The organism is Leeuwenhoekiella sp. H156 (genome assembly GCF_052218455.1).
In the GTDB taxonomy this organism is placed as follows: domain Bacteria; phylum Bacteroidota; class Bacteroidia; order Flavobacteriales; family Flavobacteriaceae; genus Leeuwenhoekiella; species Leeuwenhoekiella parthenopeia.
The window spans coordinates 766881-784662 of the sequence record NZ_CP197499.1 but is presented as its reverse complement, the minus strand read 5'-3'; the positions used below and the strand labels follow the sequence as shown (position 1 = coordinate 784662).

The window sequence follows — 17782 nt, the reverse complement described above, 5'->3', positions numbered from 1 at the left end:
AAAAGCCTGAAAAACAAAGGATTCAGGCGGTTTTCAATTTTGGTCCCTCTAGAATAACTACCTTTAGTTTTGATCCTAAATGATTGACTTTCAAATCAAAGGTACAGTTTTAATTTAAATTGGCAAATTCAAGTATGTTTCTTTACCTATTTCAGTCACATTACCTGGTAGTTTTAATGTGTACTTGAAAGTCCAGTTAATAAACTTTCGCGTCTTACACTTATTGAACCTCTTCAACGAGTCTAAACGATTTCAGTTCCAAGATTTCCATCAAGGCTTTAAGCGAACTCCAAAGCAAATGAGAAATGGTGTTTAAGTATAATTTCATTGCTGTTCTGTCAGGCTATAGTGCTTTACATTTTCTTCAAAAGAAGGCAGGTAGCTGGTTTTGATTGATAGAACAACCTTTGAAATAGTCTGTTTCCCATAGTATTTGATCAGCTCCTCGATTTCCTGCTGATTACCACGTTCCAAAACCCGCTTAATAACGGCGCGTTTATTTTTATTCCAATCTATTTTATCCAATTGGGTATCCCAAAAAAGAGCTTTTCTGAAACGCTTTAAATCTGGTGTTTGCTTCGGCCTTGATTCTAGTGCCTGTTGTACAACATAACTGGCTTGTAGTAATGAAAAGTAATCTGCAGGTATGTCGAATAGTTGAGCCAACTTAATAGAAAGCTTAGGATTTACCGCTCGTCGTCCATTCAAAATCGCACTCAGCGTTTGCTTATGCTCATCAATTGCCCGGGCAAGCTCACTTGAATTCATATCCTTTTTTTTCAAAGCTAGTTTTAAAACTGCTCCGGGATGAACACCTTTTATTTTCTCCAGATCGGGTAACATGGCAAATCGTTTTGAAAATGATAGTAAATATAGTAAACCGAAATGTTTACTATTCTAACATTCTATAGACTTATCTCTAAATGTCTTACGATTGTAAGCTATCAATGCCTTAAAACTAAAAAACCGCTCTTAAGCGGTTTAAAGAAATAGGTTTAATTAGAAAGTATGTACTTGTGCAACGCTTACCATTAACAACAATTGTATTTATGTCCAAGTGATTTCTCTTTTTATTATTCCATAAAGATTGGTAATGAAGAAAAACAATAGACCGAAATTAAGTCCAACTATAATATTTGTAAAAATCTCTTTAAGCTTAATATTATCAATAGTGAAATAGGTGAAAAATGGTAGCAGTACCCCAAAAACCAAACTGGCAATCAGAATTGAAAATATCAATAAATTAAATCCAGATAGTCCTTTTCTTAAATCTAAAAGTAATTGGTAGAGCTCTTTGAAATAATGCTCGTTCATATCATCACATATTTCCGCCATCAATTTATTGTTAAGTTCAGCGCCTTTATATTTGGGGTCAATTCGAGCGCAAGCATTCAAAATATAATCTTTGGATTTTTTAGATAGAGCGTGATAATTTATATAAGCATAATCTTTATCAAACCAGTACCACAGACGACTAGCATAATCAACTTCAACACATCTTTGAATATATTCTAAATTGTAAATTCCTTTTTTTTGAAAATCTTTATATAGTTCGCTATCCTTGAACATATTCCTACTTTTTCTATTCCTAACCAAACTAACCATTCCTAAAAACAAGTCCGACATTCCACTTTTGTATCTTTTGTCCTCTTTTAGGTTTTTAATTAGTTCAATCTCTTTTTCGCTTGGTTTATAATCACTAATTGACAGCATTTTAAAATCATAATAATCAATATGCTTATAAGTCCCGTGTCCTAATAAGCTTTTGGTTGCATCATCATCATCCCATACATTGTAAAATTCGGTAAGTTTGTCGCAAATTCTTCTAAATTCAGTTATCTTTTGAGAAAACTCAATGGCTTCATCATAGGTTTCTTTTTTCAAACTTAAAATCCAAGAAATTCGATTGAAAAAATAAGTCACTAAAATTGCTGAGAAGAGACCATTTATTGTAAGTATTAGTTCTAGACTATTTTTTGTGAAATCAACATCGAGCTTTTGGTTTTCTAAAGAGATGAAAAGGAAGACAGACAATTCTATTGATATTATTCCCAAACATATCATTGTCCAATTCCAAGTTTGCAACTCGTAGATGGTTCTATAGTAAAAGTTTATGATTATTGTTTTCAAGTTTGGTTTCATATGTTGGGTACCGTGTCCAGCTGTGAACAATTGCTGAAATTTACCCTAAATCTTCGCAAGTAGAAAGAGGCGCTAGAAAATCCGTAGGATTTTAGGTAAGCACAAGCCAAGCAATTGTTTATAGGTTTGTGTGTGACCAATATGGGCGTCTTTTGTTTTACCGAAAGGTAAAATATTAATCTAGAGGGTGCAAGCCTAAGAGCCGGCAGGCAGGTACGAGACCCGTACGTACTGGTGTGAGAGGTGCACCGTGGGCTTATCGCTCACGACCACCTACTCGATTGTAAAACGTTATTTTCGTCCAAAGACTCTTTCGATTGAGCTAAAACTAAAGGCTTTAATGCATTCAAATATTCCATACTACAAACAAATCCGATTGCATTTTCCACATTCTCGCCATCAAAGAAAATATCGGGATCATGTTCGTCTGGTATCATTGCTTTTATTTTATATTTAAATACTTCTGGATGTCCAATATGGCTCCATTCTTTTTCATAATCTAGGAACTCCCTATAGTTTTTATTGACTATTTGAGCTTTTTCATTTTCTTCATCTCCTTCCGCGATAATTGTAATTTCATAACTGTCAGGAATTGGGAACCCATATCGTGAGTAGAACAATCCTTTAAAATTCTTTATATGTAGTTTTTTGATATCATCATAACTGAAGCTAACTTCGAGTGATTTACCGTTATCAATACTAAAAATTCTTTCTTTCCAGTTTTTCGTTCTTGTAATCGAACGAGTAGCTTTTGCGGTCATTTTTTTTTTATAGTCTTCATCTTCATTTAAAACGCCTATAACGTCTCTTATAAGATGGTCGATTTTTGAATATAATTTCACATTACATTTATAACACGCAGGAACTTTTAATAAATTCACTTTGAAATTAGGCTCTAACTCGTTAAATAAATTTTTTGCAGGAATATGTTCATCGTGATTTGTTTCGTCCGTTAATTCTTTTCCGCAATTATAACATTTCATTGAGATTGGTTTTAATGTTGCCTAAGGGTTTGGCTATGCGTATGCGGGATTAAAATGCACTCCACTTCCAGTTTACCATTATGTTTTTTGATATTCATTTACTTTAAATTTAGCACCAAAACCCGCATTACGTATAGCCGTTGTTGGGCGTTCGTGTTTTTTTATTTCTTTATAAATTCTACAATTCTATCTGTCAGTTTGATTAGTATTTCAGATTTAATTCCGTCCTCCCAAGCTAGTTCTAGTGTTTTTGCAATTGCCAAAGGATTCTTCTTTAATCCTCCTGCGTTACCATAATGCAATGCTGCTGCATCTTCATATTTTTTAAGATGCACGCCAAGTTCATTCATTATTTCAATTGTTAAATTGGTCTGCCATGCAGTTAATCCGTCTCGAATAATTATTTTATCTGGCCATTCACTCTCATCATTACATTCTTTAAGGGCAAGGATTGCTTTATTATCCTTTTTATGTTTTGGCATTTCATGTTCTGTGGTTTTATCGGTGTCACTGTCATAAATTACCATGGTAGGTATATTTAGCAACTTTGCCATTGCTAGCGGTTTAATCAACTTATTTTTCCCTTCTACAGGTACAATGTGACAACCATGACGTCTAAACTCATTCATTTTTTCTGTTAACAGTAGGTATGAACTTATATAAGCAATGTCTTCATGGCCTTCAACAAGGATTAACTTCTTGCAGAAAAACATCTCATTTACTACTGGGTTTAATGAAGGATAAAGCTTTGCGACCATACCACTTTCAGAAACTAGCTTTTCCCCAACAGCATGTAATTCTTTTGCTAGGGAATCATAAGTCAGTCGCTTTATTTTTGTTTCACTTGGTTCTCCTTGTTCGCAAGCAAGTCTAATTTTATCAAAACTATCTCCTGGAATAAATAGAGGACTGTGTGTGCAAATAATTATTTGAGAACTGGCTTGGGATAGTTCAAGAAGTGTTTCAGCTAAATATCTTGCTTGTGGCGGATGTTGAAATAACTCTGGCTCCTCAATTCCCATTATCAAGGTCGGAACATTTTCAGATTGAAAAGTTGATAACTCTTGAAGAAGTGCAAGCATATAAGACCGTTGTAAACCATGTCCAAATCTTGATAATTCTCCTTCAAATCCTCTTTCTCCAACTCTAAGTCCTGCAAGCGGTTCTTCAATTTTAATGGATTTGTCAGGGTCTTGTTTCCATTGAATAGAAGCTGTAATATTCGGATGCGCCCAATTTGCAAGACGATTCTGTAATGAACCTGATATGTCATCAAGCGTTTCTTGTTCTGCATCTAAAAGTTTTTGATATTCGTTACGAACATTATTTCGTAACTCACGAATTCTTTCATCAAATGAAACTTTCGAACGGACAGTTCTAGCTAATAACTGTCCTAAAGCAGACCTTGTAGATTCTTCACTTTCCTCAGTTGCATCTTTTATTGCAGGAACAAAAATCCATTGAAGGTGTGATTCTAACTTATTCACGCCTCGTGAAACTCCGTAAAATTGGTCTTCACTTGGTATCAAGATACATTTATCTGGATTTTTACTTTCATAATCATGCAATGCAGAAATCATATCTGCTTTAGAATTAGCAGAATTAATCTCTGAGTACTTGTCTCTGAAAGATTTAAATATTTCCTTTAGTTCTGGTGCTTTCGCTCCATTTTTATCAGCTTCAAAGAACTTTCTAAATTCTTCCATGCCAAGTCTGTTTCCGTACTGTTTTACTTCAGCTTTTTCAGTAATGGAATCATAATTAGCAATTGCAGTCACTATTAATTTGTTTTGCCTTACATAATCAGCCAAATCCTCTTTGGCTTGGTCTGATAGTGAAGAAAACATAACTGTAATTTTTATAGGTTGACTTGTATTGGAATGGTGAAAATCATTTGCGGACAATTTCAAAAGGTCAGTTTGGCTGTCTTTACTTTGTCTAAAAAATAGATTAAGCGCATGGAATACAGTTGATTTACCAACGCCATTTGGTCCTACAAAAGAAGTATAGTCATCAAAATCAATTGTCTCGTCTTTAAACGCTCGGAAGTTTTCTATTCTTAGTGATTCAATTTTCATTCGTAGGTTCTTTTACATGACGCCCAACTTGTTATATCAACACTAAGATATACATATCCCCTTCAAAATTTACGGGATATCAACACTTTAGCATTATCCACCTAAAAGTAGTAATATACTTTATAAGTACTTTACAGAATCCCGTATTCCTTTAAATGGGTATAGCCCTTTCAGGATTAAGAACCCCTAACGTATAGCCCTAGCCGGATTAAGACCTTAGTTTTAGAGCAAAAAGATCCGAAAATCAAGCCTCAGGCAAGGCATCCCCCAGGCAAAGCCTACTCAAAGCCTAGGATAGAGTATGAAGAGTGTATGAAAATGGCTTTTGAAAAGTAGAAAATTAAGGTTTCCTTAACTTTTAAGTATATCATCTGGAAAAAAGTACTGATTTAGAGTATTCAGTCAAGAGGATAATTTTAGGAAATGGAATTCATCTCTTTGATAAACTTGTCAATATCGATTTCTACTCCTAACACATCTATCTTCTTTTGATTTAATGCTTTGGCAAGTAAAACGAGCTTTTCTAAAGTAGGATTTGCATCTCCTCTTTCTATTGAGCCAATTAATTGCTTTGTTAACCCAATATTGTTATCTGCCAACTCCTGTTGTGAGACCTGTTTTTTGCTGTATTCCTCACTTGGAACTTTATTTCTTAGCTCCACAACTCGTTTCCCTATTTTCTCTTTCTCAGTCAATGCTTAATCTAACAGTATTTGACTAAGTTGACATATAATTTAAATAAAAATGGTATGATATATCATACCATTTAGTTTTTATTATTATATTTACCTCATAATTATATATTTGCGAAACTTCTTAGCATAACATATTAGAAGCATTCGCTTTGAATCTCGAACAGAAAACTGGTAATTTTTAGCAACGAGAGGATAAGCAGGGATGCTCACGACCCGGGCGTGGGCTCTCGCTTATTGTTGCGCGGTATACCAGTACCTCTGTTCAATAAGTTGAGACCTGCGCCTTTTTGTATTGGGCCTTTACTTCAGCTTTCAAAGCCTTTGTATTCTTCTTTATAAGGCTTCGCACCCCTTTTAATCCCCTACACAATCATTTAAGGCCAAAATGGCCGGCAACTCTTATGAGTTGTAGTTGACTAACAGTTAAAGTACTAATGCCAATGTAAAAAGCACGTGTTTACGGGTACACGTCATAATCCGCTAAGTCACCCGTGGGTTATGGGTTATTTCCCTACGAAGTAACCTGTAGTTGGGTGGGAAACGCCGCTTTAACAGCGGCCTGGGCTTATACCGGGTAGGTTTAAGCACACCGGTGAATTAGCCATAAAAAAAGAGCTGTAGACTTTAGGGTCTGCGAAAAAGAGAAGCTGTTAAGTTCATAAACCTTCCCGGTTGTGATTGGAATCCGGCGGGAAGGGATGAGCTTAACTAAAACGATTGGTTACTTAATACAGCTGTGAAGTATTAAAAAAAACGATACCTCGCCCGGTATAGAGTCTACAGTAACGGCCTAAACCGAAACACCTTTAAAAGAATAGAATGTAAACGAAATAGAAAAGACTTTGTCTATGAAACGATTTCAACCTAAAACCAACTATGATGCCTTCAAACAGGGCTGTCCGCTCGCGTTTGAAGCGATTTACAGGAAGTATCATCGTAGTGTTTACTGGATGGGCAGGAGCATACTTAAGGATGTCTATACAGTTGAAAATATCCTGCAGGATACCTTTCTCATTTTATGGCAAAAAAGAGAGCGGATACAATCCCCGGAACATCTCCATGCGTTCGTTCACTTTGTAATGAAAAGCGAGTGTATTTACCAGTATAGCAAGCCCCGGAATGCGTTTCAGCGAAACCTAAGCAGACTAGACTATTTCGAGAATTATCAGGATTATTTATGCGGCTATGAAAGTGATGTAGAAGATGCTCACCTACAAAAGCAGGAAGCAGATCAGAAGGCTTTAGACCAGATTCAAAAGGTACTCCCTCTACTGGGAAGTAAAAGAAAGCTTCTGGTAGAACTGTGCTTAAAATACGGCTTTCAGTATAAAGAAATTGCTCAGGCAATGGGAACCAGCACCGCCAAAACCAGTATCGAAGTAAAAGGCGCGATTGAAGATATTAAGAATATTCTTGGTACTGGATGTACGCCCGATACTGAGGCCAAACCGATCCGGGCGTTTAAGAATCAGGGTATTATGACCCCGGAACAGGAAAAAGTCTTACAACTGCGTATGGAAAAGCACTATTCTTTTGATGCCATCGCTACAGAACTGAACCGTTCACTAAAGGAAGTGCATCAGGAATTTATGACTGCCTATAAATGGGTACAGCTTAAAAACGGTGAGCAACAATCAGCTTAGTGATGGGAAAAGAAACCATAAAACTCACCCGAAAGATCCAGCTCAAGGTAGATGCCCCTACCAAAGCAGAGAAAACAGCGGTCTACGACACGCTCTACCGCTGGCAGAACCGAAGCTTTAGAGCCGCCAATCTCATTATTTCACATCTTTACGTTCAGGAACGAATCAAAGAATTCTTTTACTTATCTGATGGAATACGCTATACGTTAGCGGATGAAAAAAAAACAAAAGAGGGCATCCTCAATCGATCTAGGACAAACTGCACGTACCGGGTGGTATCTGATCGTTTTAAAGGGGAAATCCCTACTAATATTTTAGCCAACCTGAACAATACCATTATCAATAACTTTCGAAACAACCTGCCTGAATATACTAAGGGAGAACGCTCCCTTGCCAATTTCAAGAAGAATATTGCCTTCCCCTTTGGACCGGTAGCCATTCATGGCTTGTCCTATAATGAAGAGCAAAAAGCATTTTGTTTTCGTTTGTTTTCCATTCCCTTAAAAACCTTTCTAGGGAAAGATTATACCGATAAACGAAAATTGCTGGAACAGTTAGTCGCAGGAAAAATCAAACTATGTACTTCCAGAATCCAATTGAAGAAACAAAAAATTTATTGGTTAGCCACCTTTGAATTTCAAAAAGAAAAGCATTGTCTAAAACCGGAAGTAATTGCGGAAGCTTCTTTATCTCTGGAATACCCAATTACCGTGAAATCAGGGAAAGCTACACTTTCTATTGGCAACAGGGAAGAATTTCTATATAGAAGGCTGGCGCTACAGGCCTCTCAGAAAAGGGCTCAAAGCGGGGCAACCTACTGCAGACCCGGAAAAGGCTTTAAACGCAAAACAAAAGCAGTCAAAACATTTTACGAACTGGAAAAAAACTATGTAAGTAACCGCTTGCATGTATACAGCCGAAAGCTTATTGATTTTTGTATTAAACAACAGGCCGGCACCTTGATTCTGCTCAATCAGGAAGCCAGGATCGAGGCTGCGCAGCAAGAAGGTTTTGTGCTTAGAAACTGGAATTATTATGAATTAACAAAGAAAATAGAATACAAAGCCAAAAAAGCAGGGATTGAGCTGGTGATAGGTTAGGTTTCTGTACATAATCTGGAAGATAACGTTGAACCGAAAACTTTTGAATTTTAAACTTAAATAGAGGGTGCTTGTACACCCGTAAGGTGAGGTATCTTAATTGCACTCACTAAATGCACGCAGCATATACAACCCTTCCCTTAAAGATTAAGTGAAAAGAAATTGTTAGGAACAGATAAACGACTTAAAATGCAAAAGCTAGTAAAACGTACACGAGTGAATGGTAAACTCAAATACTTAGAAATCCCTTCCATCCCGGTTTTCAAGTCTGCTTTTATCCAGTTCATTTTAACCCTAGGTATCGTTTAAAATTAAGCATCAAAATTTGGAAATACTTTGGTTTTTTAAAACAAGTCTTCAGCCTTGAAACGCCAGCAGATTAGATCGATTTGTCGCAAAATCTTCACTGAAAATAAGGGCTCGCAGTGCTTTTGTCGCAAAACTCTAAAGATCAATCAACTACACAGAATCTTAATAATTTGATTATCAGTAACTTGACCCAGAAAATGTATGCCGTAACATCGCGCAGCGTGTTACCCTCTTGCTATACATTTTCCTTCGCTTCGCTCCCTAAAATGTTACTTTTTCTACTCCAATTTAGATAAAAAAATTCCCATTAATTTTGATTGCAAATGCCTGTAAATTAAATGAGAAGCTAACCCATTTACTTATTATATCCGGAGCGTTTTTCTTGCTGAAGATATCAGCGCAGAAGGCATCAACTACCGGTTATTTTAGTATCGGGCCAACGAAAAACGGAATCCCAAATGCAGTTCCATTTACTTCCCATAGCGCCATCGCGTTTCCTTTTCGGCAGACTTCTATTTAAAATTTAGTAAGGAAGAGCTTTTATAAAAAGAGCGACAAGGGCCTGCACTGAGCAGGGCCGAAGTGAGCCTGATTATGCAAAGCGGCTCCGGCTAAATTTTAGTTCTTAAACGAAAAGGAAACGGGTGCTGTGCAGGATGTTGAAGTACCGGTTTGAAGTTGGCAAAAAAGTTTCCTGGATAAACGCAAACTTGAAGTCAGCAGAATCAGGCGAACGCACTCCTTTTTCAGGAGTGGGTTCAAGATTTTGGAATGAACCTCTTTTTTCCGTAATGAAGCCTTTCGCGGAATGGAGGGAAATGGGGTTTATTCCCCTTACATTTAAAATCTATTTATAAGATATTGGAATGTGAATATTCTAATGTAGATAACATAAAAAAACAGCGAGGTAAAAGAAAAGCGACCCGTAAAGGCCGCTTTGAATGTTTTCACAACGGAATAATCCTTATTGTGAATTGCTTTCAGACTGTAAAGATAATTAACTGATTTTATTTAGAATACAGATTTCCTCAATTTTAAGTAAAAAACTATATCTATTTTTAGAAAAGAATAAAAAATACAGATGAAACGAATTTTAGGACTGGATTTAGGAACCAACTCAATAGGATGGGCTTTAGTAAACTCAAATTTTGATAAAAAAGAAGGGAATATAAAGGGAATTGGTACACGCATAATTCCTATGGGGCAAGATGTTTTGGGAGACTTTGATGCAGGAGTCTCCATTTCTCAAACAGCTGAACGTACCAAACATCGCGGGGTCAGGCGTTTATACCAACGAGACAATTTACGCAGGGATCGACTACATCGTACACTTAATGTATTGGGCTTTTTACCAACACATTACGATGATCAAATTGATTTTGAAAAATATTTAGGACAATTTAAAAAAGGTGCAGAACCGAAATTGGCCTATAAAAAAGATTCCGAAGACAATTATCATTTTATATTTCAAGAATCTTTCAATGAAATGGTAGATGAGTTCAGAGCTCATAGTCAAGACATTAAAATTCCATATGATTGGACTATTTATTATTTGAGAAAAAAAGCACTTTCAAATAAAGTCTCTAAAGAAGAGCTTGCTTGGATACTTCTTAATTTTAATCAAAAGCGAGGTTATTACCAATTAAGAGGTGAGGAAGATGAAATTTCAAATGACAAATTAGAAGAATTTTATGCATTAAATGTAATTGATGTTCAAGCAACAGAAGATGTCAATTCTAAAGGGACTTGGTACAACATAATCTTAGAAAATGGATGGGTTTACAGACGTCAAAGCAAGGAGCCGCTATACGATTGGAAGGATAAAATCAAAGAATTTATAGTTACCACAACTTTAGAAAAAGACAGAACTGTCAAAATAGACAAGTACGGTAATGAGAAAAGAAGTTTTAGAGCTGTAGACTCAGAAAAAGACTGGATTGCTATCAAGAAGAAAACAGAAAATGACATTCTTAATTCTAAGAAAACAGTTGGTCAGTACATTTACAATAGCCTCATAATAAATCCTACCCAGAAAATAAGGGGTAAGCTAGTAAAAACAATTGAGCGTAAATTCTATAGGCAAGAACTCAATGCCATACTAGAGAAACAGATTGAATTTCACCCAGAACTTCAAATTGAAAAAGGATTTTATAGTAAGTGCATCGAAGAGCTTTATCCTAGAAACGAGGCTCATCAACAAGACCTTGCTAAACGAGATTTTAAATATCTTTTTATTGAAGATCTTATATTTTATCAAAGACCACTGAAAAGTAAAAAATCCAGTATTACAGATTGCCCCTATGAAAATCGCGTTTATAAGAATGAAAATGGTGAAATTGTTAAAAAGCCATACAAAGCGATCTCAAAATCTAATCCGCTTTTTCAAGAATTTAGGTTATGGCAATTTTTACAAAACCTGAAAATCTATGAATTAAACGAATCAGGCGATATTGATGTGACTGAAAATTATCTTAATAATGATGAAGCTTGGGTAAGACTTTTTGACTTCTTGAATGATCGAGAGAACATTGAGCAAAAAGTACTTCTTAAAAATTTTAAACTTTCAGAAAAAACACATCGCTGGAATTACGTAACCGATAAGAAATATCCTTGTAATGAAACCAAAGGCCAAATAAAGTCCCGACTTTCAAAAGTTAAAAGAGCAGATGTCAATAAAATTTTAAAGCCAGATTTTCTTCAATCTTTATGGCATGTTATCTATTCTGTTAAAGACAAAATTGAATTTGAAAAAGCACTGGAGACCTTTGCTTTAAAAAATGATTTACACAAAGAAAGCTTCGTTGAAAATTTTAGGAAATTCCCTCCTTTCGAAAGTAGTTATGGCTCCTATTCCGAGAAGGCTATTAAAAAGTTATTAAGCTTAATGCGCATTGGCAAATACTGGGAAGAAGAGAAAGTAGATGATAAGGTCAAGAATCGAATTAATGACATACTTGAACGTTTAGAAAAAATAGACTTTGATAAAGAGAAACTAGATAGTATAAGTGATGATGATATACCTAAAAGGCTTTTAAAATCTTTCATCCAAGAAAAAGGTAACCCTTTAAGTGGTTTAAATACCTATCAAGCTTGTTACGCAGTTTATAACAGACATTCTGAAGTTAGTGATATTAGACAATGGAAGCAACCTGAGGATATAACTACATATCTGAAGGAATTTAAACAACATAGTCTGCGCAACCCTATTGTTGAACAAGTTATACTGGAAACGTTAAGGGTCGTACGTGACATCTGGGAAAATTACGGGACATTCAATGAAACTAACGGTATCAAAATCTATGATCCACTTTTTGATGAAATACACGTTGAGCTTGGTCGTGGAATGAAAAATGATAAGAAAACACGAGAGCGCATATCAAAATCGATAACTGAGAAGGAAAATACGAATGAAAGAATAAAGGCACTCCTACAGGAAATAAAGGATGATCCAAAAGTACAAGATGATGTTCGGCCTTTATCGCCAAGCCACCAAGAAATTTTAAAACTATATGAAGAAGGTATCTATGATAATCCAAACACGGTATATAGTACCGTTTCTTCAGATGAAATTGAAAAAATAAGGAAAAATAGTTCTCCATCAAAATCAGAAATAACAAGATATAAGCTTTGGTTAGATCAGGGGTATATATCTCCATATACTGGGAAACCGATTCCGTTGACCAAATTATTTTCAACCGAATATCAGATAGAACACATTATACCACAATCTAGGTATTTCGATAATTCTTTAAGTAATAAGATTATTTGTGAAAGTGCCGTCAATGATGAAAAGGGAAATGAAACAGCTTACTCCTTTCTTAAAAATAGGGGAGGCGAACTAATTGATTTAGGACAGGGTGCTTCCGTACAGCTACTCTCATTAGAAAATTACCAAAATCATTGTAAGCATTATTTTAAAAGCAATAAGTCAAAGCTTACTAAATTGCTCAGCGAGGATATACCCGAAGGATTTATAAACCGTCAGCTCAATGATAGCCGTTACATTAGTAAACTCATAAAAGGACTCTTAAGTAACTTGGTGCGTGAGGATGGAGAGCAGGAAGCCACTTCAAAATATCTAATTCCTGTTAATGGTGCGATAACATCAAAACTTAAGCAAGATTGGGGTCTAAACGATAAATGGAATGAGATTATTGCACCACGATTTAGGCGTTTAAATGAACTGACCAACTCAAAAGATTTTGGATATTGGGATAAGAATATAAATGCCTTCAGGATACAAGTTCCTAATGATTTGGCTAAGGGTTTTAGCAAAAAAAGGATAGACCATCGTCATCACGCTTTAGATGCTTTAGTTATTGCTTGTACCACCAAAGACCATATAAACTATATAACATCCTTAAACACCTCAAGAAAAAACTATACGTTGGTTTCAAAATTAAGAACAACAGAAAAGAAACGAATTAAAGATGGAAAAACCGGGAATTATAAAACCATTACTGTTGCCAAAGCTTACCATCAACCTTGGAAAGACTTTCCTCTTGAGGCAAAAGATGCCCTTGAGCATATGGTCGTAAGTTTTAAACAAAATTTGCGAGTAATCAATAAGACGAATAATAAAACCCAACAATGGGTTAAGAAAAATGGTACGTATAAAAAAGAATTCATCAAACAAACCAAGGGACAAAATTGGGCTATACGTAAACCATTACACAGGGATACTGTTGCCGGAAAAGTAAATTTAAAAAGAGAGAAGGGTTATGTATCACTTCATAAGGCAATTGATTCTTGGGAAATGATAGTGGATAAGACGCTAAAGAATTCAATTAGAGAACAAATCGAAATTTTCAATGGAAATTTAACAAAAACAAAAAAGTATTTTAAAACTAATCCTTTGAAAGATGGGAACGGACTTGTAAGTAAAATAGCTATTTACGAAAATATTGAAGCTTATGCCACTCGAACTGAACTTAGCGAAAAATTTACCCGAAAACAACTGGAAAGTATCACAGATACTGGAATCCAAAGGATACTCGAAAATCACATTAAAAATTATCACGACGATAAAGGACAGGAACGTTTTGATTTAGCGTTTAATTATGTGGGCATTGATGAAATGAATAAAAACATCATAACTCTTAATGGCGGTAAACCACATCTACCAATAAAAAAAGTACGTGTTTATGAGGTTGGGAATAAATTTAGTATTGGAGAGGAAGGCTCAAAAAGTTCAAAGTATGTAGAAGCTGCTAAAGGAACAAACCTTTTTTTTGCCATTTATTGGAATGATGAACAACAAAAAAGAAATTTTGAAACCATACCCTTAGAGCGAGTAATTGCCTGGCAAAAAGAGGAAGCAACTTTACCTAAAGAACAGCGCACAGGTGTTCCTATTGATCATACTAAAGGACGGTTTTTATTTTCTATTTCACCCAATGATTTAGTTTTTGTGCCTAGTGAAGAAGAAATTCAAAATCAAAATCAATTTACAGCCGAAAATTTAAGTATTGATCAGATCAGTCGTATTTATATAATGGTCAATACCACACAAGATAAATTGCTTTGCAGACCTGCGAATTTATCCACAAACATTTCAAAAGCTGAAATAGGTAGCAATAATGTTACGGCAAGAGTTTTATCTGGAATTTCAAATCCCGAATTATTGGATGAAAATGATAAGCCTGTAATGATAAAAGATAGATGCTGGAAACTGGAAACTGATAAAATAGGGAATATCACAAAAGTTCTAAAATGATCAAACGCACCCTCTTTTTTGGTAACCCGGCCTATTTAAGTACCCGCAATGAACAATTGGTGGTAAACTTTCCGCAGGAAGACAAGAAGGAGGCGAGCATTCCTATTGAAGATTTGGGCTATATTGTTCTGGAAGATCCTCAGATCACGATTACAAACGGACTGCTTATGAAACTGGTGCAAAATAAAACAGCGGTCATCACCTGCGATAAACAACACTTGCCTTGCTCATTTTTACAACCGCTGGTAGGGCATAGTGAACAGACTGAACGGATGAAACACCAGCTCAATGCAAGTGTGCCGCTTAAGAAAAACCTGTGGCAACAGACGGTACAGGCGAAAATCGGAAATCAGGCCGCACATTTGCGTTTGCACCGCAAAAGAAGCCTAAAGCTGGAGCGCTGGGCCACGGAGGTAAAAAGTGGTGACACGATGAATCATGAGGCCATAGCTGCTGCTTATTATTTTCAAAACCTGTTTGAAGATGTACCCGGTTTTAGCCGCAATCAAAAAGGGATCGCACCAAACAATTTGTTGAATTACGGATATGCCATTTTACGGGCTGTAACCGCCCGGGCTTTGGTGAGTAGCGGGATGCTCCCTTCGGTAGGTATTTTTCATAAAAACAAATACAATGCTTTTTGCCTGGCCGATGATGTGATGGAACCCTACAGGCCTTTTGTAGATAGCCTGGTTTATGAAATGGTTCGTGCCGGTGAAGACCTGGAAGAATTGACGATGGATTTAAAAGCCGTGTTGCTCACCATACCGGCCATGGATGTGGTTATAGATGGTAAGCAAAGTCCGCTTATGGTGGCTATGAGTCGTACCACCAGCAGCTTATATGACTGTTTTCTAGGCAGCAGCCGAAAGATTTTATATCCTGATTTCAGCTGATATTAGTAGCTTATAATCAGATGGTCGATAAATAAACTATAAATCCAAACTATTTTGGAACACGCGCATTTATCACGACTTAATCAATACCGAAGTATGTGGGTACTCGTATTTTTTGATTTGCCAACCGAAACCCGGACCGAGCGAAAAACGGCAGCGCGTTTTCGTAAAAACCTGCTCGATGACGGCTTTGCCATGTTTCAGTTCAGTATTTATATGCGCTTTTGTGCCAGCCGGGAAAATGCCAGTGTCCACATCAGGCGCACCAAAAACAGCCTGCCCAAAAAAGGAAAAATCTGTATTATGCAAATCACCGATAAGCAATTTGGAATGATGGAGCTTTTTCACGGTCAAAAAGAAGTGGAGCCGGAAGCTCCCAGCCAGCAACTCGAACTTTTCTAAGAACGAAAATGTCAGGTCGAGCGCAGTCGAGACCTTTTGAGAAGGTCTATTTTATTATTTCTAAAAAACATCATAAAAAACAGGATACCAGGTTTTTACGCCGGGTATCCTGTGAATCATCCTCTAAAATAGGATTCTGAAAGCAATTCACAACAATTTTCGCCTACCTATGGCTTAGGGATAACCTGTGAATCATCCTCTAAAATAGGATTCTGAAAGCAATTCACAACTTAAACTATAAAGTGTTTTGTTCCATAAGTCCTGTGAATCATCCTCTAAAATAGGATTCTGAAAGCAATTCACAACTGTAGACACAAATAAAAGATACTATTTTCTCCTGTGAATCATCCTCTAAAATAGGATTCTGAAAGCAATTCACAACAACAGGGGTTGCATCGTTACTACCGAATAGCCTGTGAATCATCCTCTAAAATAGGATTCTGAAAGCAATTCACAACTATAACTTTGATTCTTAAATCCTCAACCACCTGTGAATCATCCTCTAAAATAGGATTCTGAAAGCAATTCACAACCGTAGCTAACTGCTCCAAAGTTACCTCCCGCCTGTGAATCATCCTCTAAAATAGGATTCTGAAAGCAATTCACAACGCAAGGCTTAGCTCATCGGCACTATCTGTGCCTGTGAATCATCCTCTAAAATAGGATTCTGAAAGCAATTCACAACGATGGTGATGGTGAAAAACTTGTAAAGCGCCCTGTGAATCATCCTCTAAAATAGGATTCTGAAAGCAATTCACAACGCAGCTGCGCAGGGCTCAGGTGATCAAACTCCTGTGAATCATCCTCTAAAATAGGATTCTGAAAGCAATTCACAACTAGCGTGTGTAGCTTCCGGCCACGCGATAGCCTGTGAATCATCCTCTAAAATAGGATTCTGAAAGCAATTCACAACGTTGTGAAATAGGATGCTTTCAGCAAAGGCCTGTGAATCATCCTCTAAAATAGGATTCTGAAAGCAATTCACAACCCGGTATCCGGAATGCCACTAAAGTATTCTCCTGTGAATCATCCTCTAAAATAGGATTCTGAAAGCAATTCACAACAAACGTTCTTTTAGCATTGCATCGGCTAAACCTGTGAATCATCCTCTAAAATAGGATTCTGAAAGCAATTCACAACGAGTTGAGTTGCTGTTTGATAATGCTGGCCCTGTGAATCATCCTCTAAAATAGGATTCTGAAAGCAATTCACAACCGAAGCATCCAGAGCGCACCGGTGTAAACCCCTGTGAATCATCCTCTAAAATAGGATTCTGAAAGCAATTCACAACATTGCGCGACACATCCCTTAGATACTTCTGCCTGTGAATCATCCTCTAAAATAGGATTCTGAAAGCAATTCACAACGGTGAACAGCGCGCTCATCTAATATTGCATCCTGTGAATCATCCTCTAAAATAGGATTCTGAAAGCAATTCACAACCAGCGTTTCACAGCGCATTCGGCAAATCTGCCTGTGAATCATCCTCTAAAATAGGATTCTGAAAGCAATTCACAACGGATGGGCAAATAGGCACGTTTCAGCAACGCCTGTGAATCATCCTCTAAAATAGGATTCTGAAAGCAATTCACAACCTAAAGTGCCTGAGAATTTAAGTATGTTTTCCTGTGAATCATCCTCTAAAATAGGATTCTGAAAGCAATTCACAACCTTACCGGGCTGTTACGGCTGTTACGGTAACCTGTGAATCATCCTCTAAAATAGGATTCTGAAAGCAATTCACAACCGCTTTTGGGTTTGATCAAACAACACAGCACCTGTGAATCATCCTCTAAAATAGGATTCTGAAAGCAATTC

The 17782-nt window shown here is 36.5% G+C and carries 10 protein-coding genes and 1 CRISPR repeat array (1 of these 11 running past the window's edge); of the genes, 5 read left to right on the top strand and 5 right to left on the bottom strand.

Features of this window, described 5'->3' with window-relative positions; genetic code table 11:
• Positions 1 to 324 precede the first annotated feature (324 nt).
• From ACSSS3_RS03190 to ACSSS3_RS03170, 5 genes are all read right to left on the bottom strand, one after another.
• Positions 325 to 843: a helix-turn-helix transcriptional regulator gene (locus ACSSS3_RS03190; protein ID WP_442846429.1), complete on the bottom strand. Its 519-nt coding sequence runs from the start codon at positions 841 to 843 to the stop codon at positions 325 to 327.
• 204 nt (positions 844 to 1047) lie between these two features.
• Positions 1048 to 2085 (bottom strand): hypothetical protein, encoded by a 1038-nt coding sequence (locus tag ACSSS3_RS03185; RefSeq protein WP_442846428.1) that lies wholly within the window; start codon positions 2083 to 2085, stop codon positions 1048 to 1050.
• 320 nt (positions 2086 to 2405) lie between these two features.
• Complete coding sequence (locus tag ACSSS3_RS03180) at positions 2406 to 3125, bottom strand: hypothetical protein (RefSeq protein ID WP_442846427.1); 720 nt, start codon at positions 3123 to 3125, stop codon at positions 2406 to 2408.
• A 161-nt stretch (positions 3126 to 3286) separates the two neighbouring features.
• Entirely contained in the window at positions 3287 to 5203 is a 1917-nt protein-coding gene (locus tag ACSSS3_RS03175; RefSeq protein ID WP_442846426.1) for an ATP-dependent nuclease, read from the bottom strand.
• Between the two features lie 416 nt (positions 5204 to 5619).
• Positions 5620 to 5898, bottom strand: a complete 279-nt coding sequence (locus ACSSS3_RS03170) for a helix-turn-helix domain-containing protein (protein ID WP_442846425.1) — start codon at positions 5896 to 5898, stop codon at positions 5620 to 5622.
• Between the two features lie 848 nt (positions 5899 to 6746).
• On the opposite strand from ACSSS3_RS03170, the gene ACSSS3_RS03165 reads away from it, so the two are divergent.
• The 5 genes from ACSSS3_RS03165 (at position 6747) to cas2 (ending at position 15964) form a co-directional block, all read left to right on the top strand.
• Complete coding sequence (locus ACSSS3_RS03165) at positions 6747 to 7541, top strand: RNA polymerase sigma factor (RefSeq protein ID WP_442846424.1); 795 nt, start codon at positions 6747 to 6749, stop codon at positions 7539 to 7541.
• Between the two features lie 2 nt (positions 7542 to 7543).
• A complete protein-coding gene (locus tag ACSSS3_RS03160; protein WP_442846423.1) occupies positions 7544 to 8641 on the top strand; it encodes a hypothetical protein in 1098 nt (365 codons plus the stop codon).
• A 1390-nt stretch (positions 8642 to 10031) separates the two neighbouring features.
• On the top strand, positions 10032 to 14666 hold the full coding sequence (gene cas9, locus ACSSS3_RS03155; RefSeq protein ID WP_442846422.1) for a type II CRISPR RNA-guided endonuclease Cas9: 4635 nt from the start codon (positions 10032 to 10034) through the stop codon (positions 14664 to 14666).
• On the top strand, positions 14663 to 15562 hold the full coding sequence (gene cas1 / locus ACSSS3_RS03150) for a type II CRISPR-associated endonuclease Cas1 (protein WP_442846421.1): 900 nt from the start codon (positions 14663 to 14665) through the stop codon (positions 15560 to 15562). The genes cas9 and cas1 overlap by 4 nt, the downstream gene beginning before the upstream one ends.
• Positions 15563 to 15658: 96 nt before the next feature.
• Positions 15659 to 15964, top strand: a complete 306-nt coding sequence (gene cas2 / locus ACSSS3_RS03145) for a CRISPR-associated endonuclease Cas2 (RefSeq protein WP_442847390.1) — start codon at positions 15659 to 15661, stop codon at positions 15962 to 15964.
• Between the two features lie 108 nt (positions 15965 to 16072).
• A CRISPR array of direct repeats spans positions 16073 to 17782; the repeat unit is 46 nt; unit sequence CCTGTGAATCATCCTCTAAAATAGGATTCTGAAAGCAATTCACAAC; it runs 916 nt beyond the window's last position.

Bases quoted from the DNA above. Each gene is read 5' to 3' on its own strand.
- cas2 (WP_442847390.1), top strand. From the start codon at position 15,659: ATGTGGGTACTCGTATTTTTTGATTTGCCAACCGAAACCCGGACCGAG.
- ACSSS3_RS03180 (WP_442846427.1), bottom strand. From the start codon at position 3,125: ATGAAATGTTATAATTGCGGAAAAGAATTAACGGACGAAACAAATCAC.
- cas1 (WP_442846421.1), top strand. From the start codon at position 14,663: ATGATCAAACGCACCCTCTTTTTTGGTAACCCGGCCTATTTAAGTACC.
- ACSSS3_RS03175 (WP_442846426.1), bottom strand. From the start codon at position 5,203: ATGAAAATTGAATCACTAAGAATAGAAAACTTCCGAGCGTTTAAAGAC.
- ACSSS3_RS03165 (WP_442846424.1), top strand. From the start codon at position 6,747: ATGAAACGATTTCAACCTAAAACCAACTATGATGCCTTCAAACAGGGC.
- ACSSS3_RS03160 (WP_442846423.1), top strand. From the start codon at position 7,544: ATGGGAAAAGAAACCATAAAACTCACCCGAAAGATCCAGCTCAAGGTA.
- ACSSS3_RS03190 (WP_442846429.1), bottom strand. From the start codon at position 843: ATGTTACCCGATCTGGAGAAAATAAAAGGTGTTCATCCCGGAGCAGTT.
- cas9 (WP_442846422.1), top strand. From the start codon at position 10,032: ATGAAACGAATTTTAGGACTGGATTTAGGAACCAACTCAATAGGATGG.